The sequence below is a fragment of the Cohnella endophytica genome (assembly GCF_003628305.1).
GTDB classification, from domain to species: Bacteria; Bacillota; Bacilli; order Paenibacillales; family Paenibacillaceae; genus Cohnella; species Cohnella endophytica.
Genome location: NZ_RBZM01000012.1, coordinates 1 through 18,944 on the forward strand (window position 1 = coordinate 1; position 18,944 = coordinate 18,944).

The window sequence follows — 18,944 nt, forward strand, 5'->3', positions numbered from 1 at the left end:
TCTTACGATCTGCATTCGTTTCTCCTCAAGCACTTTCCCTAAACGCATACTGTCCGCCTCCCCTATACAAATAGTCTAATTCAATTGGGGGACAAGACTCCAGTTTAATTAGGGGGCCTTGGAGAAAACTACAGTAGGAATGTCTCGAAACGGACCAAATAGTCAATTGGGATAAAAACACCTGCACTTTCTGCAGGCTGTTCGCCAAAAATCGAGTCTCGCGACCAACAACCTGTACAAAATGCAGATCAATTGTGGCGAACATGCAGCCACTACATAAATTTATCCAAACTAGCTCATCCTCTGGGAATCAAAGGCTCTAGTCAGGTAAAACCTAATTGCGTGCGCCGAAGCGACTTGAGTGAGGGCATTAGTTGGATAAAACCTGATTGCGTGCGCCGAAGCGACTTGAGTGAGGGCTGTAGTTGGGTAAAACCTGATTGCGTGCGCCGAAGCGACTTGGGCGAGGGCTGTAGTTAGGTAATACCTGACTGCGTACGAAGAAGCGACTTGAGTGAGGGTTGTAGTTGGGTAAAACCTGATTGCGTGCGCCGAAGCGACTTGAATGGGGGCTGTAGTTGGGTAAAACCTGATTGCGTGCGCCGAAGCGACTTGAGTGAGGGCTGTAGTTGGGTAAAACCTGATTGCGTGCGCCGAAGCGACTTGAGTGAGGGGTGTAGTTAGGTAATACCTGACTGCGTACGAAGAAGCGACTTGAGTGAGGGCTGTAGTTAGGCAACACTTAACTACAAGGTACGGGGTTACTTGAGCGGGAGATCTAGTTGGTTAAAACCTGACTGCGTGCGTAGAAGGTGACTTGAGTGGGGCATGTAGTTAGGCAACACCTAACACAACAAAAAACTCGCCTAAGGCGAGTTTCACGACTGCCGCAACTAGCGTTCACGAAGCACCATCCTACAACGAATGCCCTTTGCGGTACTCGTTGGGCGCCATACCCGTCAAAGCCGACTATCCGGGTCGCGTCAAAGGCTGGCACTGGAATCGTTTCCCGGACGGCACGACGCAAGCTTTCGGCGCGGCGTTGCAAGAATTCCAAGGCGGACGCATCGACAAAGACAAATTGCTGTTTGGACAATTAGCACGCTGTCAGCGTGTTGCAGACAGCTGCGGCGCTCCGTCTGGCCATTTAGCACGCTGACAGCGTGTTACAGGCAGTTGCGGCGCTCCGTTTGGACATTTAGCACGCTGTCAGCGTGTTGCAGGCAGCTGCGGTGCGCCATTCGGCCATTTAGCACGCTGCCAGCGTGTTACAAGCAGTTTCGGCGCTCCGTTCGACCATTTAGCACGCTGACAGCGTGTTGCAGGCAGCTGCGGGGACTTTGCCAAATGATTACGCCTACGCCCCTCCCGTCGCTTGCGCTCCCGATCTCTTCACTAAAGCTAACCCCATTCCGAAACCGGCCAGCGCCAGTACAGCCATAAACTTGTACAATGACGCGCCGCCGAAATGTTCGATGACCCAGCCTCCGACCGTCGAGCCGATAATGCCGGACACGCTGAAGAAGGTCGCGGTAAGGACCGTTTGTCCCGTCGATTTCCATTGCTCCGGCACGATCCGATACAAGTATTGCATGGCGCCTACGTAAAATATTACGAAAGTAAATCCTTGGAACACTTGAAGCGCGACGAGCCCGTATGGAGATCCAATCAACGAGCTAAGCAGGAACCTTAACGCGTATAAGCCCGCCGCAACCGTCATCCATTGCGCTTCTTTGCCCGACTTGATCAATCGCGAGCTAACCGCGAACATTACGGTCTCGGTCAGCGTCATGATGAACCAGGACATTCCCGTCGAACGCACGTCTCCGCCTAACTGTTCCATATAAAGGCCGATAAAGGTGTCGTTCATCTTATGCGGGATCGCCACGATCAGCACGACAAGGAAAAACGCCCAAGTGTGCGATTGTCCGAAGAACGACTTCAATTGAACGAACGATGCTCGGGAAGAGGACGATGCTTGAACGTCCGATAGTCCGAAAGCCAGTATTAGCGCGATCGCTCCCATGCCAAGAAAAATCCACGATAAGCTACTCATTCCCCATTGCTTCAGCGCGAACCCGGCCGTCAGCGATACGCATGCGTATCCGAGGGCGCCGAACATACGAACGGATCCGTACCCGACCTTCTCCCGCTGCGACGTCTGAAAGTTAAGGCTCTCCACGAGCGAATCCGTCGGCAAATAAAATACGTTCATGAGCGCGACCAGGACGACCAGACTCCAAACCGTATCCGCTCGGTAAAGCAATGTTCCGACAAGCATCGAAGCCGTCAGCAAGAGAAGCAGCACCTTTTTGATCGTACGGTTCTTGTCGCTGACCATCCCCCATAACGGTTGGGCGAAGATGCTGATCAAGCTGCCGAATCCGAGAATGATACCGATGCGCGTCCCCGACACGCCGACGCCGGCGCTGTACACCGGCAAGAACGAAATAAACAAAGCGAATAGTGCGAAATAAAAAAAGTTGAAGCCTTTTAAACGCGCGATAGTAGACAAGCTGCGATTTCTCCTTCTATAGATACGAATGTCCTTTATTGTAACGCAATACAAAAAACCTTTCACCCCCCTGGAGGGGCGAAAGGTTCTCGTCATCTACTTTAACGTACCTTGATACCACTGGTTCACTTCTTGGGTAACTTTGTCGCCGCACGACTTCTTCCAGGTCGCGACCATTTTAACTTACAACTGCTTCTGCCGGTACTCCATGGCCGTGATGCCTTCGATTTCCCTGAACACCCGGTTGAATTGTTTCGGATTCTCGAATCCGACTTGGCGGCTGATCTCGTAAATCCGACCGTCCGTCTCCGCCAGCAAGACCTTCGCTTTTTGGATTCGGATTTTCTTCAGGTAGTTCACGAAACTCTCGCCGGTATATTCCTTGAACCTTTCGCTGAAGTAGGAGTAATTGAGCGACACATGATTGGACACCACAGTCATGCTCAAGTCTTTATCGAAATGGGTGTGGATGTAGGCCAGGGCCCGTGCCATTTCTTTCTGGTCAACATAGACGGATTTTACGCCGCGCGCGTATTCGCTAAGACGAAGCAATAGCCCTTCCACGCAATGGATGTAATCCTGGATATTCATGAAGTTGTATAGGCTGCCCGCCAGCTTATACATCTTGATGATATCGACGGAGGCTTCCCCGTACGTATGGAACGCTTGGTCGAAAACCCGTTCGTTCAGCGCCAGACTGACGGATTCGAAGTACCCGATGTCCGCTTCCGCGAGCGCTTTCGGATTGAATAGCTCCATGAGCAGCGCCTTCATCTCTTTGTCCCTATCCGTACCCAGCATGTTGGCCAGCTTGCGTATCGTATCCTCGGACAGGCGGTACGTGCGGTCGCGGCGTTCCGATTGCTCGAACCGGATCAGCGCGGAATCGGACCGGCTGAGCAGAATCCGATATTTCAAGGCATGGCACGCTTCATCGAATTTGATCTTCAGCTCGAGAAGGGATTGTCCACGATCGCTGATCCCCGCGGCGAAAGTCCCCGCGGAACCGGGAAAGGTTGCCAAGTCGGCGACCATGTCCCGGAACCGCTCCATGCGAGTCGTTAGTACGACAAGCCGGCCGTCCTTGTTCTCTAGCGTCAGACAATCCCCTTCCGATCCGCCTCTTGCCAACAATTCCTTGCCTTTTACCACGTTCCGTTCGTATTCCGGCGAAGACAGAATTCCGACGTAGAAACACGGCTCGAAAATGTCCAATCCTGCGTCGCGGCATCTAGCTTCCACCTCGGCCGAGCCGATATCCGACCGGGCCCAGACGTAGCCGAGCGCATTGACCTGCATGCCTTCCAAGTAACGATCCGTCGCTTCCAGGCGATCATGGATGGAAGCTTGCTGCGCAAGCTCCGACTCGATCCGCCCCAATGCCGCGAACAGATCCTCGCGAACGATCGGTTTGAGCAAATACTCCTTCACCTTATGCTTGATCGCTTCCTTGGCGTATTGGAAATCATCGTACCCGCTCAGAATGAGCATAGCCGGAACGTATGGGCGAATGGCCAGCGTACGAATCAGCTCGATTCCATCCATCTCCGGCATCCGGATGTCCGTGATCACGATATCGAACGGAACCGCTTCATGCAGCTCCGTCGCTTGTTTGCCGTCGGCCGCGAGCTCGATGCGGTAACGATCCGGAAACTCCCGTTCGATCATCGCCTTCAAGCCCACCCGGATATTGCGCTCGTCATCCACGATCAGCAGCGTCCTCATGTCCGGATAACCTCCCAACCACGATAAAATAAGGAATACGGATCGTCACGCGGGTATACCGGCCTTCCGCGCTGTCGATCTGCAATCCGTATTCGTTGCCGTAATGCATTTGGATCCGGCTGTGCACGTTCGCTAGGCCGATTCCGTTTCCTTTGCCGGGCGTCTCATCTCCGTCCGGAGCCGGGGCAACCCACCGCTCCGCGCGACCGATGCGCCGGTTCAGCTCTTCCGCCTGATCATCGGTCATCCCGGCCCCGTCGTCGGTCACCGAAATCATCATGACGCCGCCGGAAGCCTCCGCCCGGATTTCGATAGTTAACGGTCGATTGAGAAGACCGTGTTTCACGGAATTCTCGACGATCGGCTGCAGCGACATCTTGAGCAACTCTTGATCCAGCGCGTCGTCCGGAATATCTGTCACCAACGTCACTTTATCTTCGAAGCGGACGTTCGCAATGTTGACGTAGTTGCTGATGTGGTTGATTTCGTCCCTTAGGCGAACATGTTCCTTGGTCCATCTCATGTTGTAGCGCATCATGCTGCCGAGGGAAGTGAGCGCGTCGGAAATCTCGCGGTGGTCGTGAACCTCCGCCATCATCTTGATGTTCTCGAGCGTGTTGTACAGAAAATGTGAATCGATCTGGTTCTTGAGCGTGGCAAGTTCGGCTTCCTTGGCCGCGGCCTGCTTGTTGACCGCCTCCGCGATCAGCTCGCCCATTTTGCGGAGCATCTTGCGGAAATGATGGGCGAGCTCCCCGACTTCGCCTCCGCCTCGGATGCCTACGTCGAAGTTGAAGTCCCCTTGCCTCACCTTTTTGACGGAATCCGTAAGCACGTGCAGCTTTTTCAAGATGATCGCGTTCATGAAATAGGTGGAGAGGGTGAGAATCGCCAGCAAAATGACGTTGGCGAGCAGAATCCAGTTTCGCGTCCTGTTGATCTCCTCATACACGTGATCGAGCGACACGAGCTTCACCATATAGGCTTGAAGCGGTTCGATATAAGAATAAACGACCAGGTAGGGCTTTCCCGAAACGGAGAAATCGAAGTTCCCCGTTCCGCCCTCCGTAGTGCGAATCGATGAAACCTGCTGTTTCAGCGTTTCCTCGGTCAGGCCCGCCCGGTCCAGAAAGCTTTCGCCCGGATAACGGTAAATGGCTCCGGCCTGGTCCAACACGACCAACTGGGATTTATCGTCCTGCAGCGGACTGAACGTATTCGGGAAAAAGCTTGCTAGCTGCATGTCTACTTGGACGATGCCGACGTGCGAGCCTTTCGGATATTCGATTCCCCGGTACAGCGAAATTCTCGGGATATGGTCATTCTTAGGGTCTGAACGAGCTTGAAGCAACTCCCTCTTCTCCCGGCTGAAATTCCATACGTTCGTCTCGCCGGCATTCATCACTACCGGAAACCACGGATCCTGCTGGATGCGCTTCTCGTAGAAGAATACCGGCGAGATCTCGTAGGTTTTCGGATTGCTCATGTAAATCCGGATGTCATCCAAGCTGGGGTTGTTGTACTGTAACCGGAGAATATCCTTCATCCGGATGTTGTCAATATCGATCAATTCTAGAGCCGTGAGCTCGACCGATTGCTCCAGATACTCCCGAACCTTATCATTGGTTGCGATCTGGGCGGCGCGAATCATCGTCTCCATATTGTTTTTGATATGTACCTGTTCAATCTCGAGCGAATTGCGGCTATTTTTCTTCAACTCCTCAATCGTATTGCTGGTAAATCCCCTGAATACGTAGAGCGAGATCAGTACGCTAGGGAGCAGCATAATCAGAATGTAGGCGACTACGAGCCTCTTCTGCAAAGTCATCTGCTCTAATCTGAAGCGCCATTTGTCGAATCTGCTTGGCCGAAATCGCCGCATCCGCGTCACTTCCGTTTCGCTGCCTTAAGTTTGATTTCATTGTATCACTGACCGCTTGCCAGCGGTCCCGTAAACGCCCGAAAAAACCCAGGCAGGCTGGGTTTTTTTCGGACTGCATATGGAACTACTTCATGAATTCGGCAAGCTTTTTCACGTTTGCTTCGTACAGATTCTGGCGATAAGCCTGCACATCGGCGTAACCCATCTTGTCGCGTTTGGCGACGAAATCGCTCAGGATTTGATCGAAATCGGCATCCGACTTGGAGAGCAGTAATTTCGGAAGAACTTTGCCCCATTCGTTGGAGATTTTCGTCAGGTTGATGCCTTCCTTAGATGTCGCCGGCGGGTTTAACAAGTCGAATTCCGAGTAACTCTTCGTTTTGCCTTTCGTCCAATCTTCGAGCTGCTTGAATGGTTCGACGGCCGGAGGCGCCCACTGAAGGTTCATGTTCGTGTCCATCAGCATCCAGAACGTATAGGAAGAACCGTATTTCTTATCGAATGCGGAACGGTCCGTATCCATCAGCGTTTTCGCTTCCGGAAGGAATTGGTCTTTACCGTCGATCGTATCGTAGGAGACGCCTTTTTCGCCTAGGTACAGATCTTTTTGTCCTTCTTCGCTGATCAGGTAGCTAAGGAATTTGATCGCTCTTTCCTTGTCTTTGACCTTCTTGGAGATCAGCGTGACCGTCCAACCGGAGATCGCAGGGCCGGCAAGCGTCGGCGCGTCCATGTTGGCATTAGCAGGTCCTTCGACCGCAATATAGACGGAATTCGGATCGTTGGCGAACAACACGTTTTGCTGCGCCGCGAAGTCGGTGCGTTGATACAGCATCGCGAAGTAACGGCCTTGCGCGATTTTTTCTTCCATTTGCGCGCGTTTGTCGACGAAGACGTCCTTCGCGATCAAGCCGTCTTGATTCGCTTGACGGAATACCTTGAGCCACTTTACGAATTCCGGGTCGGTCGTACGGTCGTACAGCTTGCCGTCTTTCTCGCGCGGCAAGGCTAGGAAGCTGGACAAGTAAGAAGAATCCTGCGACATGTCGACGAACGAATAGTTGCCGCTATCGCCGAATTCATGGAATCCGATCGGAATGAGCGGTTGTCCGTTCACTTCCGGGAATTTCTCTTTGGCGAGTTTCAGCGCGTTCAGGAAACCTTCCGGCGTCCGCATATCCGGTTTGCCGATCGCTTCATAGATATCTTTGCGCACGGCGAAAGTTTGGTTGGACGTGAACTGCGTGCCGTACGTCTGGAAGTCTTTCGGTGAAGAGGAAGCGTTGGGATACACGTACGTCTTGCCGTCCGGCTGCGCGTACCAGGACAATTTGGCCGGGTCGGCGACTTTGAAGAAATACGGATCGTATTGATCGGCCAGATCCGTCAAAGACTCGACCAAACCTCCCTCCACCATTTTCTTCACGTTGTCTTCCCACCAACCCAGCGTGATGAAGTCCGGAAGCTGGTTGGATGCGATCAAGGCATTGAGCTTCTCGTTCTCGTTACCGGCCGGTACGATGAAGTTGATGTTCACGCCGGTTTTCTTCGTGACGTACTGGGAAGTCGGGTCGACGCCCCATTTGTTCGGGAACCAGGCGAAGTTCAGGTACCAATCGAACGTGATCGGCGAAGTATCCGCCTTCCAGCCCGGTTCGTCGGCCGACGGCGAAGCGCTGGCGTTCTCTGCCGATTCGGAAGGCTCGCTCGAAGCCGAAGGCGTGCTGGAACTCGTGCCGCTGGATTCCGGTTCGTTCTTCGAGCCGGAACAAGCGACAATGGTAATCATTAGTGATGCGATTACTGCAAAGGCAAGCCATTTTCTCATTGTCATACCCCTTTGAGATAGATTGTATAAGATTCTCCCTATCGGGAAAAGTGAAACCGCGAGATTAGCCTTTCAGCGAGCCGATCATGAGGCCTTTCACGAAATATCGTTGCAGGAACGGGTAAGCGAGCACAATCGGAAGCGTCGTGATGACCATGGTCGCCATCTTCAGCGATTGACCCGTCACTCTTCGGTTGATGGCCCCACCTACGTTCTGAACCATCTGGTTGGAGCTGGACTGGGCGATGACCCGGTACAGGAACGTCTGTATCGGCTGCAGGGATTCCGTGTTCGTATACAGCAATCCCGTGAAGTAGTCATTCCACTGCCATACGCCATGGAACAGGGCGATCGTGGCGACGACCGGCATGGACACGGGCAGAACGATCCGCACGAAAACCGTGAAATCGTTCGCCCCGTCGATCTTGGCTGCTTCCTCCAATCCTTCGGGAATTTCCCGAAAGAACGCGAGGAAGATAATGAGATCGAAGAAACTGAACATGGCCGGATAGATATACACGCCGAAATGGTCAAGCAATCCCAGGTCGCGGTACCATAAGTAGGTCGGGATCAGCCCGCCGTTAAAGAACATGGTGATCGTCCCGATGATCATGTAAAAGTTGCGCCCAATCAATTCCTTCCTTGAAAAGGCGTAGGCGACCATCGCCGTGAAGAAAACATGGATGACGGTCCCAATGACCGTCTTGGCGACAGTGATGCCCATTGCCGTCATAATCCCCGCGTTTTTGAAAACCGTCGAATAGTTCTCTGTGCTGAACATCCGGGGAATCCAGTAAATGTTGCCCATGGTCATGGCTTCCTTGCCGTCGTTGAACGAGTTGACCAGAACGTACCATATCGGGTACAGAGTGACGAAACAAAGGAGCAGCATGACAGTCACGTTAAGGTTGTCGAAAAGGATTTCTCCAAGCGTTCTGCGTTTTCTCGTTAACAGGGTTATCACCGCCCGGATTCTAGAATAGGGAAGATTGGTTCATGCGTTTCGTGACGGAGTTGGCGAACAGCAGCAGGAACAGCGCAATGAACGCTTTGACCAACCCGACCGCCGTGGAATACGAGAATCGCCCTTGCCGGATACCGATTTCATACACGTAGGTGTCGACGACGTTACTCATGCTCTCGTTGACCTGGTTTTTGAGAATCAATATTTGATCGAAGTTGGAGTTCAAGAGCGCGCTGACCGCCAGAATGAACAGGATCGAGATCGTTCCCCGTATGGAAGGGAGCGTGACGTAGAACATTTTCTGAAACCGGCCGGCCCCGTCGATGGTCGCCGCTTCGTAAAGCTCCGGCGATATGCTGGCGATGGCGGCGATATAGATGATGGCGTTCCATCCGAACTCCTTCCAGATATCCGATCCGATGGCGATCGTCCAGAAATAACGGGGTTCGGCCAAGTAAGATATCGGCTCGTCGATGAAATGGAGACCCCTCAGGATATCATTCAGGATGCCGACGTCTGACAGCCACGCCGTCAAGATGCCGCCCAAGATGACCCAGGACAGAAAGTGCGGCAGATACGAGATCGTCTGCACGACCCGGTTGAACTTCAACGAACGGAGCTCGTTCAGGAACAGCGCGAACAGGATCGGCAGCGGGAACCCGATGATCAACTTGAGCAAGCTGATGCCGAGCGTGTTGCGGACGACCTCTCCCATCCGTTCGTCATCCCAGATGGCCTGGAAATGCGTCCATCCCGCCCACGGGGCATCCGCAGGGCTACCGACTCCGATGTACTCTTTAAACGCCAGGGTGATACCGTACATCGGAATGTAGTTAAATAGAATCATCCAAGCGACGCCGAGAAGCGCCATCACCTGCAAATAGCGCTGGCTCCACAGCTTGGCGAGGAATTTGTTCCGGATTCCGACTTTAGCGGTCGGCTGTCCTCGGGTGTCGGAACCTAAGTTGACGTTCATGCTTGCAGGACCCTCCTCGTTCGGCCGAATTGAAAGTGCTTTCAAGAGTTATTTCTATTGTAATCGTCTCTTCGGAAGAGTCGTAAGGCTTGGAATTTCGTATTTGGTCTCATTTTTTCGGGTTTAGGACGTTTTAAAAAAATGATACCCCGAAAGTCGAATGACTTGGGGGTATCGTCCTAATTCTCTATTTTAACGAGATCATCTTCTCCGAGTATAACGGCGATTACCGCGAATCTAGCCCTAGCTACTCCATGTCGGCCGGGAAAACGAGCCCGATTTGCCGACGCGCTTCCTCCATGACCTCCATCGTGTATAGGGAGTTCGACCACGAATTCGTCGCGTCCTCCCTCTCTCCGCGCTTCAGCAAGTCGATGAAGTTCCGTGCCTCGTAATACATGAAGCTATGATCCTGAGGCCTCGTCAACTTCTTGACGCTTCCGTCCCGGTAGCGGATTTCCACCGACTCCGGAGAGTTGATCGGGTGAATAACCATTGTAGCAAGCTCTCCCTGGATTTCGGCGGGAGCGTACGAGCTCGAGATTTTCGAATACATGACGACCGCGTCCATCTCCTCGTAGGCAAGCAGGATGCTACCTTCGCCATCGACGCCGGACGCGAGCATATGCGCGTTCGCTTGAATGCGGTCGGGCTTACCGAACAGCGCAACGAGCGGATACAGGCAATAGACGCCGAGATCCATAAGCGCTCCGTTCGAGAACCGGGGATCGAAGGCGTTTAGAACTTCCCCTTGCTTGTACGCATCGTAACGGGAAGAGTATTGGCAGTAACTCGCGAAATAGCGCCTAATCGTTCCTAGCTCGCCAAGATGTTCCCGAACCGCTTCGAAGTTCGGAAGCTGGGTCGTCATCATCGCCTCCATGAATAACACGTCGTTGCGTTTGGCTGCTTCGATCATCGCGCGGGCTTCCTTCGCGTTCGAAGCGATCGGCTTCTCGCACAGCACGTGTTTCCCGCCGTCCATGCACGCGATCGCTTGACGGGCGTGCATATACGTTGGGCTTGCGATATAGACCGCGTCGAACTCCGAGCTGGATGCGAATTGCTCTAAGTCCGTGTAACGAAACGGAATCCCGTATTTCTCCCCGAACTCGTTCCCCCGTTGCTCCGTCCGCGAATAGACCGCGGTAAGTTCGAATTCGCCCGTTTCCCCCGCGGCTTGCACGAATCTATCCGTAATCCAATTGGTTCCGATAATTCCGAATCTAACCATTCCCGATTTCTCCTTCTCTATTTAAAAGTCGAACAAATCCAATTGCTCCGGCGCATCCGTGCCCGGGAACTCAGGTACGGGCAAGTCCAGCAAACGCATGAAGCGCTTGGCATTCTCCGCGGCATGTCCGCCGGAATTGTTGTTAAATACGATGCCTACCGTACCGGACTGGGCGACGAGCTTCTCGATCCGTGTTTTCCATTCCAGCAACTCGTCGTCGTTATAGTCGTACAGATAACGCACCTCGCGCCAATTCGCCGCCCCGCTCTGATTCCATCCGCCGACGTTCCGACCGTGCATGCGAACGAGTGTAAAATCCGGTCGGGAAACCTCCAGAACGATCGGAATCGAGCCGATCCCTGCTTGAGGCTCGTCGCAGACGCTGTGGATCCAGCCTTCCTCGCGCATGAAGGCGAGAGTCCGTTCGCGGAATGCGGGCTCGAACCAGCTTTGATGCCTGAACTCTAGCGCGCACGGAAAACCTTCCATCCTCTTCTTCGTCTCGCGAAGCAAACCGACGTTGCCCTTCGTGCAATCGAACCAAGGCGGATATTGGAAGAGCGCCGCCGCCAATTTGCCCGAGCGAAGGATGGGGTCCAAGCTTGCGCAGAATGCCTCGTACATCTCGTCGTCGTTCGCGTAATAGGGTTTCCCCCGCAGATGACCCGTCATCCCTTGGTACGCCTTCACCACGAAGCGGAATTCGCCGGGAGTTTCCTCCGCGTAACGCGCCATTCGATCCGCCGACTGCACCGCGTAGAACGAACTATCCATCTCCACGAGAGGGAAATGATCGCCGTACCGGCGAAGCTTGTCCTTGGCCGACGTACCGGACGGGTACAGCGAGTCGTGATCTCCCCAGCCCGCCAAACCGACAATAATCATAAATCCCCTCCGTTCGCCGCTAACGCTTTCGATACACTGAGTCTAAAACTTTATCCCATGTTCGGCAAGTTATACCATCGATAGAATGTCGACTCTAGCGAAATTCGGCCCCCTCTTATGTTACAATCGCAAGACGGGCGCAACTTTTCGACATCTTTTTCGTTCATAGGTTAGTCCCATACATACTGAAGCCCACTTATTCAAGGGCAACAAGAGAGGTGCAGTTCACTTAGTTATGAGAGAATCCGCAGTACGCCAAACGCAAGATTCATACCCCGACGCTTATCGAGAGACGCCGCCTAGAAGCAAGAAACGAGGCGCTTTCCTCTTTTTCCTAATTTTATGGATCATTCTGATCGCTTGCGGAGCGATGGGAGCCAAATGGTATTCCGACCGGATCCAGCAACAAGTCACCATAGACCTCGCGCAACAGACCGCCGCACAAATTACGGCTCTTCAACAAGATTACGACTCCCGAATCGCCAAGCTGGAAACCGGCTATCAAGAGCAGATCGCCGAGATGAATAGCAAAATCGAATCGCTTAACGAGTTGCTCAATTTCGCCAAGGATAACGCGGACACGAAGACGGACAACAGCAACAAGCTTTATACGCAATTGGCCGAAGTAAAGAAACAGCTCGCAGAGTTGAAAAAAAGCTTGGACGTGCTGAAATGAGCGCGTTAGCCGTACGATCCTTTAACCGCACGTTGTTGATGGCCTGCGCCCCCTTCGCGGGACTGTTCGTATGGCTGTTCATTGCCAATATTGGCATCTCGCTACCGGATAGCTCTTTCCCTAGACCAACCATTGATGCTTCTCCGTCCGTTGCTACCTCCGCCGTTACCGAAATTACGATGGCGAAGCTGGGACAAGCGGAACAGATCGCCAAGGGCACCGGACAATCCCTTAAAAAGCAGCTTACGATCTACATGAAGACGAATGCCGACATGAAAACGATCGCTACGATGGCTTCCGGTCAAGCCTCGAGACCTTATGCGATCTACGACAAGCGAATTACGAGCAAGCTTGGAACGCCGGCTTCGACGATTCAATCGGACAAGCTGCATGCCCAGCTATTTTATCTCGGCACCCAGAACTTCAAGAGTTATGCTTTGAAAATAAAGCTCAAGAAGGAAGGCGCCATGAAGCTCGCCCTCGCCAACGACCAGTCGGGCGGAGCCGAAACGACGCTGGCCGCGGTTAATCGCACGAACGCGGTAATCGGCATTAACGCCGGAGGTTTCGCGGACAGCGGAGGCAAAAGATACCCGCTGAGCACGACGGTCGTCGACGGGGAATACGTAAGCGGGTTCCAAGCTACGTTCAAGGATTTGTTCTTTGTCGGCTTAAGCAGCGGCAACAAGCTCATCGGCGGCAAATTCACGAGCAAGGATCAGTTGGACGCGCTTAATCCCCAGTTCGGGGCTTCATTCGTACCTGTATTGCTCCGGAACGGACAGACCGCGGAAATTCCGTCGAAATGGCAGACGAGTCCGAAGCGCGCACCCCGTACGGTCATCGCGAGCTACAAGGACGATCAATTGCTCATCCTGGTCGCCGACGGCTATAACGAGAACGGCAGCTCCGGCGCAACGCTCGCCGAAATGCAAATACTGCTTCAGCGTTTCGGAGCTTTGGACGGCTACAATCTTGACGGCGGGGGCTCGACTTCGCTCGTCTTCAACGGCAAAGTCATCAACCACCCCTCGGACGGATCGCTTCGCAAAGTACCGACGAACTTCTTATTCTTCAAATAACCCGCAACGAAATAGGTGCAGCGTTCCAAGGTGTTGAAAGACCTCGGAATGCTGCTCCTTTTTTATAAGCTTCACGCCGACCGGTCGCATTTGGTGCATATTCCAAGGCGTAATCTCATAGAGATCAAGCAAAAAGGCGAGGAGATGACGGTTTGGAGGAACGCAAATTAAAGAGATTCTGCGAGCTCAAGACCCAACAGAAAAAAATCGAGGAAGAGCTAGAGGAGCTTCGCAAAGAAATCATTGCCGCCTATCCCGGGGACGTGCAATTTCAATTGGACGGATATACGCTGAAAATCATCTATCAGGATAAACGACACTACGACGATGCCAAGCTATTCGAAGCGGTGCCCGATCCCGAGCTGTGGAAAGCGCTGTTCAAAGCTGACTCCTCTAAAATCTCGGCCTTCGTCAAGACGAGCCTGTTGTCGGAGAAACTGCTCGAGGGCACTTACAAAACGAGCCGAACTCCTTTTCTCTACGTCCAGACGTAACAAAGATATGCTACAATGGATGAATTCAACTTAGAGCGATTGAAGGTAAAGTTATGCGATGGCTTCGGCGCGCCCGGCAGGATTTCTCTGGCTGGAATCGGAATGTCCGGTTATTCTTCCTGGCGAACTTGTTTTATCAGATCGGGAACGGCATGTTCTCGGTCTTGTACAATTTATATGTCCACTCCCTCGGTTATGGGCAAGGCATGATCGGCTCCATCGTCAGCGTGCAGTCTTTGGCCGCGGCGCTCATGATCATTCCGATCGGGCTATTGGGGGACCGGTCCAGCCGGAAAATAATTCTGACGATCGGGATGCTGATCACCGGATTTTCCTTCATGGGCAGCTCTTTCGCCCAGTCGGAATTCGGGCTGCGCGGGTTCGCGATCACTTCGGGTCTGTTCACCGCGTTTTTCCAAGTAACCGCCGTGCCTTATCTCGCGGCCAACTCGACGAAAGAACAACGCCTGCGTCTGTTCAGCTTCCACTTCTCCGTAATGTTGGCGGCGCAAGTCATAGGCAGCTTCGGCGGAGGACTGCTGGGCGATCTTCTGCAGCAGCTTGGATGGAGCGAAACTTCGAGTTTGAGAGGAGCGCTAATGCTCGGCGGTCTCATGAGCATCGTCGCGAGCGCTCCGCTCCTGCTTGTTCGGGAACGAATCGGCGGCAAGGGTAAGTCGGCCGAAACGATAACCGTAAGACTGAAGCCGCCGCAGTCGGCTGCCGATCGGACAAGCCAACGCGCGGAATGGACGCTCATTAGCAAAATTACCTTTACGCAGCTGCTCATCGGCTTCGGCTCGGGAATGGTCGTCCCGTATTTAAACATTTATTTCTCGGACCGCTTCACTGTATCGTTATCGGCGATCGGTTTACTCATCTCGCTCGGGCAGATTATGACGGTCATTTCCATGCTAATCGGCCCGACGCTCGTCAATAAGGTCGGCCAAGTGCGAGCTATCGTGCTTTTCCAACTGCTGTCCTTACCTTTCTTGCTGCTTACCGGATTCACGAACCTGCTGCTCGTCGCGGGCATCGCCTTCTTGTTCCGTCAAGCGCTGATGAATGCGGCCAACCCGATTCAATCGTCCCTCTTGGTCGACCGAATCTCGGATTCGCGCCGAGGCGTCGCCAACTCTCTTACGCAAACCGTCTTCATGCTCGGATGGGCCTCGATGGGACAAGTCCAACCCCGGATCATCGAGCACTACGGAACCTACTGGGGATACGTCGTCACCTTCAGCATAACGGGCTTGTTATACGTTAGCTCGGCAACCTACTATTATTTTATTTTCCGGGTCAAACCTCAAACAGCGCGTCCAGGTGTATAATCGCCGGCGCGCTGTTTTTATTGCGGCTAACACGCTTCACAGTCAGGTTTTACCCAACTACAGCCATAACTCTGACCGCTTCCATGCTCGCAGTCAGGTTTTACCCAACTACAGCCAGCATTCGGACCGCATCCATGCTCGCAGTCAGGTTTTACCCAACTACAGCCATAACTCAGACCACTTCCACTCTCGCAGTCAGGTTTTACCCAACTACAGCCAGCATTCGGACCGCTTCCATGCTCGCAGTTAGGTTTTACCCAACTACAGCCAGCATTCGGACCGCATCCATGCTCGCAGTCAGGTTTTACCCAACTACAGCCAGCACACAGACCGCTTCCATTGCACGCATGAAGGTTTTACCCAACTAAATCATACCACTCAGCTGCCACCCGTCCCCCACCTAAATTATCCGTTCCATGCAGCGATACTTTTGGGCGCAACTATTCGTAGATAAGAAAACGATTAAGAGCTCGAAGGGGAGAACTACGGATGTTGACTAAAAATTCGATTCTCGCGGTGGCCATGGCTTCTTTGCTGTTGCTTGCCGGTTGCGGCGGCGGTGGAAATTCTGCCAATAATGCGGGAGCTGCGGCGCAGGGGCAAGGACAAGACGGCCAGGCGGCGAACGGCGCTCCGAACCGAGGAGGGTCGCCGATGATGTCCGCGGACCTGATCGGCAAAATCAAAAGCGTGAACGGTCAAACCGTGACCGTATACAAATCGTCCTTCGTACCCGGAGCCCGGGGCGGCAACGGACAATGGCAAGGTAGAGGCACGCAACAGCAGCAGCAAGGTGGCACTCAAAATGGCGGAGACGCGCAGCAATCCAACGGCGCTCAGGGCGGAGAACTGCCGCCGCAAGGAGACGGCACGGATCGGCCGCAACGCGGGATGGCCGACATGTTTACGGATGAAACGGAAGACATCCAGCTAACGGACGCGACGAAGATCGTTAAGACGACTTTCGAGAACAATGAGCGCAAGGAAACGGTTTTGTCGGCAGCCGATCTGAAGGAAGGCGACATCGTCAGCATCGACTTGGAAGACGGCACGCAGAATGCGGCAACGATTACGCTAAACGAAGGGGGCTTCGGCGGTTTTGGCGGAGGAATGGGCGGCGGAGGCCGCAGAGGACAGCAGCCAGACGACGCTCCGGCTGCATCCGCTCAAGCGAGTGGCAATTGATTAGATGAAAAAGCGAACGAGGGCATCCATACTCCATGGAAGACCCTCGTTCGCTTTTGAGTACCTTTGAAGCTTATAACCGAGAAGCAGCAGGCAACTCTCGAATATAAAGGAGGGCGGAATCCTCTTCCGCTAGTTCCGCGAATAGCAAACCGCGTTCAAGAAGCTCGGCACCTCGGATCGTATGCACCTTTTCCGCCGAAAGCCAAGTCAATTCATAGAGGCTGTCCGAATTCAGATCCCGCAGCCGGATATTGCGCTCGGACTCCGCGCCTGACAGACGGAAGACGAACAGCAGATGCTCGTTCCCCTCGGGCATCCGGTATTGGAAAGCGGCCCAGCGATCGCCTTTGCCCTCCCGTTCCGGCTGCGCGGTTAAACGATACAAATCCGCCTCTAGAATAAACCTGCGCACAACCAAATGATAATCCTCGATATGGTAGCCAATACGCTCTAGCATCCATACCGGTAATTCCGGGAGCTTCTGAGAGAAGCCAAACCCTCCCAGCATCGCGATGCGGGTATAGAAGTCGAATTGATGTGGCAGCAGCGCCGGATCATTAGGCTTAAACTTCTGGTGCGGATGCTGACCCAACCATTCGGAATAACTCCAATGCAGGCATACTTCCGGCGCCAGGAACGTCGTCGCTCCCCAGAATACCTGTAAGCCGTGTTCCGGCCAATCGGTATCGCTTAGGAAGGTCGTATGAGCGTGTCGCATCATTCCCAGATCGATACGCAGTCCTCCGGACGCGCAATTCTCCAGCAGTACCTCGGGGTGCTTGGCGCGGATCTGATCCAGAACGGCGTAATAACCATAATAATGCTCGAACAAACCGTCTCCGGCGCCGTGGCCATGGTCCGTGCAACTGCAACCGGCCCTCGGATCCAAGTTGAAGTCTAACTTGATCCAATCGCATCGGTATTCGCGAATAAGTCGATCTAGCGTCCCGAATGCCCATTCGCGTACCTGCGGATTTCCGAAGCATAGATAACCTAAGGATTCACCGTCCCGCCTGGCTACATAGCTTGGATGAGCATTCGCCAGTCGAGCTAACTTACCGACCGCCTCGATCTCGCACCATAAGCCGAACTTCATTCCCTTTCCATGAACGGCGTCCGAGAGAACCCGAATGCCTCCCGGGAAGCGGGATTCGTTCACCGACTGCCAATCGCCTCGGTAATCGTACCATTCCGATTGTCCGTCCGCGGGACCGAACCAGCCTGCATCCAGCGTACAGATGTCCATGCCTAACCGGGCGGCAACCTCGACATTGTCGAGGAACGCACGCTCATCGATTATTTTGTCCTCATAGCTCCACCAATGGTTCCATTCGATAGGAAGGGAACGGGAAAGCTCGTTGCGGGGATACCAATGAGTTCGACCGACGCGGGCAAGCGGTATGGAAACTGTATTCAAGTCTCCGCCGCTCCCTAACGTCAGGACGACACGGATACTGTCCGCTTGTTGTCCGGGTTCCAGCACTTTAGAAAATTCCCAGTCATGCAACCCGCCGCTTACCGCGAACGATCCGTCTTCCTCCGGTTCGCAGCGCAGTACCCAATTACCCGACCACATCGGACAAATCGTAAGCAGATCTCCCCTGCTGCCTAATAGAGTCAGCCAGGGGTGCCAATCCTTCGACGATCGTCCTTGTCGGGTCTCCGCAATGAACGCGTCCCTCAAGGGCGTAACGATCGGAGCGAACTCCGCCCCCCAGTCGCTTTTGTAAGCTAGAACCTGCCATTCATCAAGCGGAAGGGAAAGATGAAAGGAATCTAAGCGATCGATGGTTACCGGCTCGTCTACCGTATTGCGTACGGTAATCCATTTCTCTGCCACGGGCGTTCCCCGGTACACGATCGTATGGCTGTCTATCTCTAGTCCCGTTGGATCATGGCGCAGCTTGACAGTTACGCTATGGGAGCCTGACAAGGGCGATTCGTCCTTTTGCTCATCAACGCCGAGTACGACGAGTCCTGCGGATTGGCCATCAATTCGTTGTCCGCAGGCAAATACGGCGAATTCGCGCCCCGGGCGATCTTCCGACGTCCACTCTGCCCCATCGGGAAGCCCGAACGTCCTTAGCGCCGCGCCTTTCTCCAAATCCAGCTCGTAACGCAAAGCCTCATTAGATAGATCCAATGTACCCGGGAAGGTCACCGT

The 18,944-nt window shown here is 53.6% G+C and carries 15 protein-coding genes; 6 read left to right on the forward strand and 9 right to left on the reverse strand.

Annotation, left to right across the window (positions count from 1 at the left end):
- Positions 1-931: 931 nt before the first annotated feature.
- The gene (locus tag D7Z26_RS24095; protein ID WP_147423894.1) at positions 932-1,159 is read left to right on the forward strand and encodes a hypothetical protein; all 228 of its coding nucleotides are present in this window, start codon (positions 932-934) and stop codon (positions 1,157-1,159) included.
- Positions 1,160-1,357: 198 nt separating this feature from the next.
- Here D7Z26_RS24095 and D7Z26_RS24100 read toward each other — a convergent pair whose 3' ends face one another.
- The 8 genes from D7Z26_RS24100 to D7Z26_RS24135 form a co-directional block, all read right to left on the reverse strand.
- Positions 1,358-2,515: an MFS transporter gene (locus D7Z26_RS24100; RefSeq protein ID WP_158602426.1), complete on the reverse strand. Its 1,158-nt coding sequence runs from the start codon at positions 2,513-2,515 to the stop codon at positions 1,358-1,360.
- A gap of 183 nt (positions 2,516-2,698) precedes the next feature.
- Positions 2,699-4,240, reverse strand: coding sequence for a response regulator transcription factor (locus D7Z26_RS24105; RefSeq protein WP_120979597.1), 1,542 nt, complete (start codon positions 4,238-4,240; stop codon positions 2,699-2,701).
- Positions 4,215-6,122: a sensor histidine kinase gene (locus tag D7Z26_RS24110; protein ID WP_120979598.1), complete on the reverse strand. Its 1,908-nt coding sequence runs from the start codon at positions 6,120-6,122 to the stop codon at positions 4,215-4,217. Before D7Z26_RS24110 ends, D7Z26_RS24105 begins: the two co-directional genes overlap by 26 nt.
- A gap of 124 nt (positions 6,123-6,246) precedes the next feature.
- Complete coding sequence (locus tag D7Z26_RS24115; RefSeq protein ID WP_233567180.1) at positions 6,247-7,950, reverse strand: type 2 periplasmic-binding domain-containing protein; 1,704 nt, start codon at positions 7,948-7,950, stop codon at positions 6,247-6,249.
- Positions 7,951-8,014: 64 nt separating this feature from the next.
- Positions 8,015-8,842 (reverse strand): carbohydrate ABC transporter permease, encoded by an 828-nt coding sequence (locus D7Z26_RS24120; protein WP_407643552.1) that lies wholly within the window; start codon positions 8,840-8,842, stop codon positions 8,015-8,017.
- An 82-nt stretch (positions 8,843-8,924) separates the two neighbouring features.
- On the reverse strand, positions 8,925-9,890 hold the full coding sequence (locus tag D7Z26_RS24125; RefSeq protein WP_120979599.1) for an ABC transporter permease: 966 nt from the start codon (positions 9,888-9,890) through the stop codon (positions 8,925-8,927).
- Positions 9,891-10,137: 247 nt separating this feature from the next.
- Positions 10,138-11,124, reverse strand: a complete 987-nt coding sequence (locus D7Z26_RS24130) for a Gfo/Idh/MocA family protein (RefSeq protein WP_120979600.1) — start codon at positions 11,122-11,124, stop codon at positions 10,138-10,140.
- 21 nt (positions 11,125-11,145) lie between these two features.
- A complete protein-coding gene (locus D7Z26_RS24135; RefSeq protein ID WP_120979601.1) occupies positions 11,146-12,009 on the reverse strand; it encodes a DUF72 domain-containing protein in 864 nt (287 codons plus the stop codon).
- Positions 12,010-12,244: 235 nt separating this feature from the next.
- On the opposite strand from D7Z26_RS24135, the gene D7Z26_RS24140 reads away from it, so the two are divergent.
- The 5 genes from D7Z26_RS24140 (at position 12,245) to D7Z26_RS24160 (ending at position 16,777) form a co-directional block, all read left to right on the forward strand.
- Positions 12,245-12,685, forward strand: a complete 441-nt coding sequence (locus tag D7Z26_RS24140; protein WP_120979602.1) for a hypothetical protein — start codon at positions 12,245-12,247, stop codon at positions 12,683-12,685.
- Positions 12,682-13,767 carry a phosphodiester glycosidase family protein gene (locus tag D7Z26_RS24145; RefSeq protein ID WP_120979603.1) on the forward strand — a complete coding sequence of 362 codons (1,086 nt, stop codon included), beginning with the start codon at positions 12,682-12,684 and terminating at the stop codon, positions 13,765-13,767. Before D7Z26_RS24140 ends, D7Z26_RS24145 begins: the two co-directional genes overlap by 4 nt.
- Before the next feature lie 152 nt (positions 13,768-13,919).
- Positions 13,920-14,261, forward strand: a complete 342-nt coding sequence (locus tag D7Z26_RS24150; RefSeq protein WP_120979604.1) for a hypothetical protein — start codon at positions 13,920-13,922, stop codon at positions 14,259-14,261.
- A 53-nt stretch (positions 14,262-14,314) separates the two neighbouring features.
- On the forward strand, positions 14,315-15,592 hold the full coding sequence (locus tag D7Z26_RS24155) for an MFS transporter (RefSeq protein WP_120979605.1): 1,278 nt from the start codon (positions 14,315-14,317) through the stop codon (positions 15,590-15,592).
- Between the two features lie 489 nt (positions 15,593-16,081).
- A complete protein-coding gene (locus D7Z26_RS24160; RefSeq protein WP_120979606.1) occupies positions 16,082-16,777 on the forward strand; it encodes a hypothetical protein in 696 nt (231 codons plus the stop codon).
- Between the two features lie 73 nt (positions 16,778-16,850).
- Here the strand turns inward: D7Z26_RS24160 and D7Z26_RS24165 are convergent, their stop codons facing one another.
- The gene (locus D7Z26_RS24165; RefSeq protein ID WP_120979607.1) at positions 16,851-18,941 is read right to left on the reverse strand and encodes an alpha-galactosidase; all 2,091 of its coding nucleotides are present in this window, start codon (positions 18,939-18,941) and stop codon (positions 16,851-16,853) included.
- Positions 18,942-18,944: the final 3 nt, after the last annotated feature.

Excerpts from the sequence above, each read along its gene's own strand:
- D7Z26_RS24120 (WP_407643552.1), bottom strand. The coding sequence starts at position 8,842 with ATGCTGCTCCTTTGTTTCGTCACTCTGTACCCGATATGGTACGTTCTG.
- D7Z26_RS24160 (WP_120979606.1), top strand. The coding sequence starts at position 16,082 with ATGTTGACTAAAAATTCGATTCTCGCGGTGGCCATGGCTTCTTTGCTG.
- D7Z26_RS24135 (WP_120979601.1), bottom strand. The coding sequence starts at position 12,009 with ATGATTATTGTCGGTTTGGCGGGCTGGGGAGATCACGACTCGCTGTAC.
- D7Z26_RS24125 (WP_120979599.1), bottom strand. The coding sequence starts at position 9,890 with ATGAACGTCAACTTAGGTTCCGACACCCGAGGACAGCCGACCGCTAAA.
- D7Z26_RS24115 (WP_233567180.1), bottom strand. The coding sequence starts at position 7,950 with ATGAGAAAATGGCTTGCCTTTGCAGTAATCGCATCACTAATGATTACC.
- D7Z26_RS24110 (WP_120979598.1), bottom strand. The coding sequence starts at position 6,122 with ATGCGGCGATTTCGGCCAAGCAGATTCGACAAATGGCGCTTCAGATTA.
- D7Z26_RS24130 (WP_120979600.1), bottom strand. The coding sequence starts at position 11,124 with ATGGTTAGATTCGGAATTATCGGAACCAATTGGATTACGGATAGATTC.
- D7Z26_RS24105 (WP_120979597.1), bottom strand. The coding sequence starts at position 4,240 with ATGAGGACGCTGCTGATCGTGGATGACGAGCGCAATATCCGGGTGGGC.
- D7Z26_RS24140 (WP_120979602.1), top strand. The coding sequence starts at position 12,245 with ATGAGAGAATCCGCAGTACGCCAAACGCAAGATTCATACCCCGACGCT.
- D7Z26_RS24155 (WP_120979605.1), top strand. The coding sequence starts at position 14,315 with ATGCGATGGCTTCGGCGCGCCCGGCAGGATTTCTCTGGCTGGAATCGG.
- D7Z26_RS24145 (WP_120979603.1), top strand. The coding sequence starts at position 12,682 with ATGAGCGCGTTAGCCGTACGATCCTTTAACCGCACGTTGTTGATGGCC.